Source organism: Methanoculleus sp. UBA413 (assembly GCF_002502935.1).
Classification (GTDB): domain Archaea; phylum Halobacteriota; class Methanomicrobia; order Methanomicrobiales; family Methanoculleaceae; genus Methanoculleus; species Methanoculleus bourgensis.
The window spans coordinates 1-6,218 of record NZ_DAQR01000115.1 but is presented as its reverse complement, the minus strand read 5'-3'; the positions used below and the strand labels follow the sequence as shown (position 1 = coordinate 6,218).

Annotated in this window: 7 protein-coding genes; 3 read left to right on the top strand and 4 right to left on the bottom strand. The window is 60.5% G+C overall.

Features of this window, described 5'->3' with window-relative positions; translation table 11 throughout:
- Window positions 1–1,062 (top strand): DUF92 domain-containing protein (locus BP858_RS09540; RefSeq protein WP_286879375.1); only part of this gene is annotated, 1,062 nt, incomplete at its 5' end.
- Between the two features lie 465 nt (window positions 1,063–1,527).
- Here the strand turns inward: BP858_RS09540 and BP858_RS09535 are convergent.
- Together BP858_RS09535 and BP858_RS09530 are read right to left on the bottom strand one after the other, a co-directional pair.
- Complete coding sequence (locus tag BP858_RS09535; RefSeq protein ID WP_286879374.1) at window positions 1,528–2,352, bottom strand: hypothetical protein; 825 nt, start codon at window positions 2,350–2,352, stop codon at window positions 1,528–1,530.
- 2 nt (window positions 2,353–2,354) lie between these two features.
- The gene (locus tag BP858_RS09530; protein ID WP_074175188.1) at window positions 2,355–2,945 is read right to left on the bottom strand and encodes a pyruvate kinase alpha/beta domain-containing protein; all 591 of its coding nucleotides are present in this window, start codon (window positions 2,943–2,945) and stop codon (window positions 2,355–2,357) included.
- A gap of 229 nt (window positions 2,946–3,174) precedes the next feature.
- Between BP858_RS09530 and BP858_RS09525 the strand changes: the two genes are divergently transcribed.
- Together BP858_RS09525 and BP858_RS09520 are read left to right on the top strand one after the other, a co-directional pair.
- Window positions 3,175–4,344: a redox-regulated ATPase YchF gene (locus tag BP858_RS09525; protein WP_062262452.1), complete on the top strand. Its 1,170-nt coding sequence runs from the start codon at window positions 3,175–3,177 to the stop codon at window positions 4,342–4,344.
- Between the two features lie 95 nt (window positions 4,345–4,439).
- On the top strand, window positions 4,440–4,760 hold the full coding sequence (locus BP858_RS09520; protein WP_062262455.1) for a hypothetical protein: 321 nt from the start codon (window positions 4,440–4,442) through the stop codon (window positions 4,758–4,760).
- A 304-nt stretch (window positions 4,761–5,064) separates the two neighbouring features.
- On the opposite strand, the gene BP858_RS09515 is transcribed toward BP858_RS09520, so the two are convergent.
- Together BP858_RS09515 and BP858_RS09510 are read right to left on the bottom strand one after the other, a co-directional pair.
- Window positions 5,065–5,187 carry a hypothetical protein gene (locus BP858_RS09515; RefSeq protein WP_272947026.1) on the bottom strand — a complete coding sequence of 41 codons (123 nt, stop codon included), beginning with the start codon at window positions 5,185–5,187 and terminating at the stop codon, window positions 5,065–5,067.
- The gene (locus BP858_RS09510; protein ID WP_286879373.1) at window positions 5,184–6,023 is read right to left on the bottom strand and encodes a hypothetical protein; all 840 of its coding nucleotides are present in this window, start codon (window positions 6,021–6,023) and stop codon (window positions 5,184–5,186) included. The genes BP858_RS09515 and BP858_RS09510 overlap by 4 nt, the downstream gene beginning before the upstream one ends.
- Window positions 6,024–6,218 lie beyond the last annotated feature (195 nt).

The following is a 6,218-nucleotide window of genomic DNA, read 5'->3' as shown; positions in this document are numbered from 1 at the left end:
GATACCAGGTACGTATCGCTCTCGATCATCACGCTTGCCGCGCTCTACGGGCTTGGCTGGCTCTCGATGTTCGTCTTCACCTGCACACTTGGTATCGTCGTGATAGGGGAACTGGCGTTCCGCCTCGCCCGGGGAGAACCTGCATCGTACCTCTATCACCTGGTTGCCGCTATCGGTGTATCGTTTGCGGTGATGCTCTACCTCGGGTATAGCGCGCCGCTCGTCGCCGTTATGGGCGTGGTTGTTGCGGTGCTGCTCCGGGCGGTCCTCCGTGGCCGGGACGACGCCCTGATGATCGAGGCGCTCGGTGTGGCGATGACCATGTTCCTCTTTGAGGAGATCAACTTCGAGGTCGACCTGGCCATCCTCGTCGCCGCGGCGATCATCGCGTTCGGGTTCGGCTACACCTCCTACCGGTTCCGGGTGGCCGATATCAGCGGTCTCTTCTCGGGGGCCATGATCGGGATCATCCTCATCGTCTTTGCGGATGTCCGGTGGTTCCTGATCATGCTCACTTTCTTCATCATCGGCGCCGGGGCTACCCGGTACCGCTATGGGGATAAGGAGATGCTCGGGGTCGCCCAGGAGCACGGGGGCGTGCGCGGCTACTTCAACGTCTTCGCAAACGGCCTCGTGGCGACCGCAGCTGCCATCCTCTACGGCGTAACGGGTCATGCGGCCTTTGTGGCGCTCTTCATGGGGAGCGTCGCCTCTGCCGCCGCCGATACGACCGCAAGCGAGATCGGTGTCACCGGGAAGACGCCTTACCTGATCACGACGCTTCAGCCGGTGCCCCGGGGGACGAACGGCGGGGTGACCCTCCGCGGAGAGGTGGCGGCCCTCCTCGCGTCGGCAATCGTCGCCGTCACCGCCTGGCTGATGGGCGTCGCCGACCCCTGGATGGTCGTCGTCACGGTCATCGCCGGTTTCATCGGCACCAACGTCGACAGTCTCGTGGGGGCAACGCTCGAGAACAGCGGCAGAATCGGGAACTCAGGCACGAACCTGGCCGCTACGTTCGTCGGCGGGGTCTCAGGGATGGTTCTCTATCTCCTGGGGTAAGGGGGTTCGCTGGGAATGCTGTCCTCTCGCCCTGCCTCATGAACGCTTCACACCCCTTTCGCGGTAGCGCGCTCTTCTGCGTGGGACAATGGTGTGGGTGAGACTCCGGATGAATATCCATCAGAATCGGAGACGAAGTTTTTGTTCTGCTCCAAAACGTGATATGCCCGCGGTTATCGTCTTTCGGGCACTTTCATACGTTGAGCCTGTGGCTGATGCGACCTCATAGACGTTTTAGGCGAAATACTGGTGGAGCATTTCACCTTACCTTGAGGGTGCGTTGGAGTGGTCGTCGTTTCACGCGAAAGCACGCGTGAGAGCGTGAAGGGTTCCGGTTGGGAGGAGATACATGGGCGTCAAGGCATCGCGCGAGAGCGCGTGAGACTCTCTTGTTGCCTTCCTGTACTGAAAACTCACGCGAAGGGCGCGAAGAGGGGTAGTGTGGGAGGAGAGGGCCCCCACCTCTCAGTACTTATACCACCGACCTTTCTCGTCGTACACGCCCTGCTGCATGCGTGTGCCTTCGGCGTGGTTGCGGAAGAAACTCACCTTGTAGGCGTACAGGAACGCCGAGAAGAGCACGATCACCACCGCCGTGACGCCTGAGATGATCCATATCCCTTCAGTCCCGATGAGCGCGAGGATATCCTGCGGCATCATGGCCTGAATTTCGGTGGGGCTCATGCTGGTGAGCGGTTCGAGTTTGTCTATGAGTAGCGTGGTCCAGACAAAGGAGCCGGCAAACCAGAGCGCTATGAAGATGATGACGTTTGTCAGGTAGAAGAGGATGGTGCGGCCGAGGTTGTTCATGACAAACTCGATGCTCCGCCGGATCGACTCAAAGACGTTCGTCTCTTCAAACACCGCCACGGTGTCGTAGAAGAACGTGAAGAAGACGATTGATATGAGCACCCCGAAGAGGAGCGGCGCCATACTAGCGGCGGCACCGGCACCGAGGAGCGCGAGCGGTATCGCGAGCAGGAAGACCGTCAGGATGGCCGCAAAGAAGATGACAAGCCCGGGGAGGAGTATCCTGAAGTAGTAGGTCTTGCCGGACTGCACGAACGCGCCTGCAGAGAACGCCTCGTCCCTGACCGTGCCGTAGATCCCGCCGGCCAGGAACGGTATCACGAGGGAGAGCAGGAGCATCAGGGGCTCTGCGTAGAAAACCCCGCCTGAGACTGCGATGGTGGCGGTTGCAAAGAGAAAGCCGCCCATGACAAGCCCGACCGACCAGATGACAGGGTGCCGGAGGAGCCCGACAGCATCTTTGAGTGATTCAAGCGTCATGATCACCGGTCCCTCGGCATGGCGACGATCTCGCGCACCTGCAGGTCAAAGAACGTCGCGGTATGCGCCGGGCGGATGACACAGACGGTATCGGCACCGCTCGCGGTGCCCCCCACCGCGACCACTTCTTCATCGATGCCGATCGCACCCTGGTCTGCCGCAATGAGGACGCACTCCACCGCGACCTTCAGGCCGACCGCAACGACGCGCCGCAACGCCTCAGCGATGGCTTCGGTGCGGGAACTGCCGCCGAGTTTCGGCGAACGGGTGATCGCGCGCTCAAGCCCCGAGAGCGCGTGCGTGCCGGTGACGATCTTTGCTCCCTCCGCCTGGAGGGTCGCGGCCGCCTCTTCCGCGAACTCCCAAACGCCCGGTTTTGAGAAACCGACCACGTGGGTGACGACGACCAGTTTGAGGTCCGTCCCCCTCATGGCGTCCCGGAAGGCAAGCGCCGTCCGGCCGCTGGTGCTCGCGACCACGATCTTGTTGATGCCGAGTTCCCGGGCCCGCTCAACGGCGAACCGGGCGGCGTCGGGGGTGTTCTCCGCGCCGGGGGCATCGAAGTAATATGTATTTCTGGTTACGAAGCCCATGCAATCATGTTGTTTTCGCTCCTAATTGAATCCCCCGTTTCGGCAAGCAGCGACGGATGAGCACCTGTCGATGGGGGCGGACTTGTGGCGGAGAGTGAGGCAGCGCACCGGCGGCGATCCACACCGGCAGCACAGCCGTGCCCGCACAATCCGGGAAAGAAGGTGATAAATGGTGTATGACCCAACACTACTCCTAAGCCGCACGGTGCGCTTATACTAGGAGTTGCTCATGATCACACTGGCCATTGCAGGAAAACCTAACTGTGGGAAATCAACGTTTTTCAGGGCGGCGACCCTGGCCCAGGTAGAGATCGCCAATTACCCGTTCACGACCATCGATGCCAACCACGGTGTTGCGTATGTCAGGACCGTCTGCCCCTGTCAGGAGATGGGTGTTCCGTGCGGGAACTGCCGGGACGGGGTTCGGTTTATCCCGGTCGGGTTGATCGATGTCGCGGGCCTCGTTCCCGAGGCCCACATGGGGAGGGGGCTTGGGAACCAGTTCCTCGATAACCTCAGGCAGGCGGATGCGATCCTCCAGGTCGTCGATGCCAGCGGCGCGACGGATGCCGAAGGGAACCCGATCGATATCGGCTCGCGCGACCCCGTGAAGGATATCGAGTTCCTCCAGTACGAGATGTCGATGTGGATGTACGGCATCCTCTCGCGGCACTGGGCGAAGCTCCAGCGTCAGGCCCAGGCGAGGGATTTCTCTCTTGCGGCGGCGATCGCCGATGTCTTTGCCGGTCTCGGTGTGACGCTTGAGAATGTCCGTGATGCCGGTGAGGCGGCCGGGGTCGACCTCCGGACCGCCGGAGAAGAGGACCTGATCCGGTTCTGCCGGGAACTGATGGTGCGCAGCAAGCCGATGCTGATCGTCGGGAACAAGGCTGACCAGGCGTCGAAGGAGTGCCTTGACCGGCTTGAGAAGCACGACGTCATCTTTGCGAGCGCGGCAGGGGAACTTGCGCTCCGGATGGCCGCCGAGGGGAAGTTCATCACCTACCTCCCCGGTGACCGGAGTTTCGCGATCAACCCCGGGGCAAACCTCAACGCCGCGCAACGAGCAGGGCTCCAGAAGGTTGCGGATTTCATGCAGGCGTTCAACGGGACCGGTGTCCAGCAGGCGCTTGATGCCGCGGTCTTCAACCTCCTTGATATGATCGTCGTCTTCCCGGTCGAGGACGAGAACAAACTCACCGACAGCAAGGGCAGGGTGCTTCCCGACGCGTTTCTCATGAAACGTGGGTCGACCCCCCGCGACCTTGCCTACCAGGTCCACACCGATATCGGTGAGGGGTTCCTGTATGCCGTCGATGCGAAGACCGGGATGCGGGTCAAGGATAGCCTTGAATTGAAGAACGGCGATATCATCAAGATCGTCAGCGTCCGGAAGTGAGCCCAGGCCCCCCTCCCGCTTCCCCGTACCGGCGGCTCACGTGGAGGAGATAAACCGGCAGGAATTTATATACGACCGGGGAATATCCGATCAGTATGAGCGGCGAGGTCTATCAGGCGCAGGTCCTCCGGAATTTCTTCGATACCATCACCGGAACGGACAGGAACCTGACCCGGATCTACATGTGTGTTATGAGCCTCGCCAAGCTCCGCATGGAGTCTCCTGAGAGGATGACCTTCCTCGTGGATCAACTCCGTAAATCCAAACAGAAACGGGAACTCTCGGTTGATATCCTCGATTATATGTGCGACGTGGCGCGCGACCTCGAACTTGCCACGGTCCAGACCGCGTTCGGCGTAAAAGACGTCAACGCGTTCGCCGACGAGTTCACGGGGATCAGCCTCGACTCGCTCTAATTCTTTTTGGTGTCGAGGTGCCCGGTAGTGCATCGTGTCACCTTATTTTCGAAGATTTTGATGCGTGAGATGTGACGCCAATAACCACACGTAAAGACGGCAATATGACCTCACGCGGAAGCACGCGGGAGGGCGCGAAGAGGGGCAGGGGGGACCCCCGAGGATCTCGGATTTAAGATGACAACGAGCAGTAGTCTCTCCAGATGAGCACTGCAGCTGCTGTTATGGAGCATGAGCACCGGTGTCCTTGTGACAAAGCACTGGAGGTTATGATGGGACGACCGCCTGTGCCCTGGCCCTTACCCTACCTGCCGACAAAGAAGAGGTCGACCATCTCGAGGACGCTCTGCAGCACGTTCACGGCAACGATCGGCGCTGCTACCGCTATGAGACCCCGGAAGAGGTTGCCCTCGGTCAGCCCGGTCATGCTGCAGTCAGTTTGTCTTTATACGACTCCAGGATCTGAGTGACAAAGCGCTGGTGCTCTTCCAGTGCCTGCTCATCGTCGGGGGAGGTCTCGATCCCGACAGCGTAGAGGAGGACCAGAGCGTTATCGAGGTCGAGCGCCGCAGGGTTCTCGTTCTGCTCCGGGCTGAGATGGATGGCAAGATATTCGTAGTCAGCCTCGGCGAAGGTATGCTCCGGGCTTGCCGTCACCCGGGAATCTGCAAGGTCGCCGGCACGCTCCCGGAGAATCAGCAGTGCGTCCTCCAGTGCGCCTGTGGGGAGCGGCGCGGTCGTCTTCAGCCGGTCAAGCGTCTCTGTGCATTTCTCTGCCGCGTTCCGGTAGAGGCCGAACTTATACGTCAGCAGGGACTGTGCGACTGCATGTCCGGTCTCCTCATCGATCGCGGCGAGGAGCGGCTCGATCCGGCCGATGTAGTCATTCAACATCTGCTTCATTGTTCTCTTCTCTGGTTTGGGCGCATTAAACAATTTCTCTACCCTGACCGCAAGGAGGGTGATCGTCGCTGCGTAGAACGTCTGCACAATCGCTCCTGTGCTGATCTCGTTGGGCACGATAAAGATGAGAACTGCGTAGAGCGGCACAAAGAGCGAGACGATATCCTTCCGTGGTTTGAGGTACGCCTGGTAGAAGAGGATGAACGAGGCGACCACGCATCCTGCGATGCCTGCCCAGACGGCGTGCTCAAAGCCGACTGAGAAGAGCAGCAACTCGATCCCGATCCCCCCAAACGAGACCGCAGGTACCGCCATCCAGAGGCGTGATTCAGATCCGGGTGTGGTGGTGTTTGTCTTCATCAACCGTTCTCAGGAAATATTGGTGCGCAGGGCATAAACAGGGTTCTCTTTGGTGCTCAGGGAGACGCGAGGCCGGGGACGTCGACCTCCACGTCCCGGTCCGCGAGAGCGCCCATGCCGGGGGAGAGCTTCTCGCTCTCCTCTGCGTATGAGGCCTGCAGGATCTCCCGCTGGTTCTCAGCCCGGTCCCGTGCA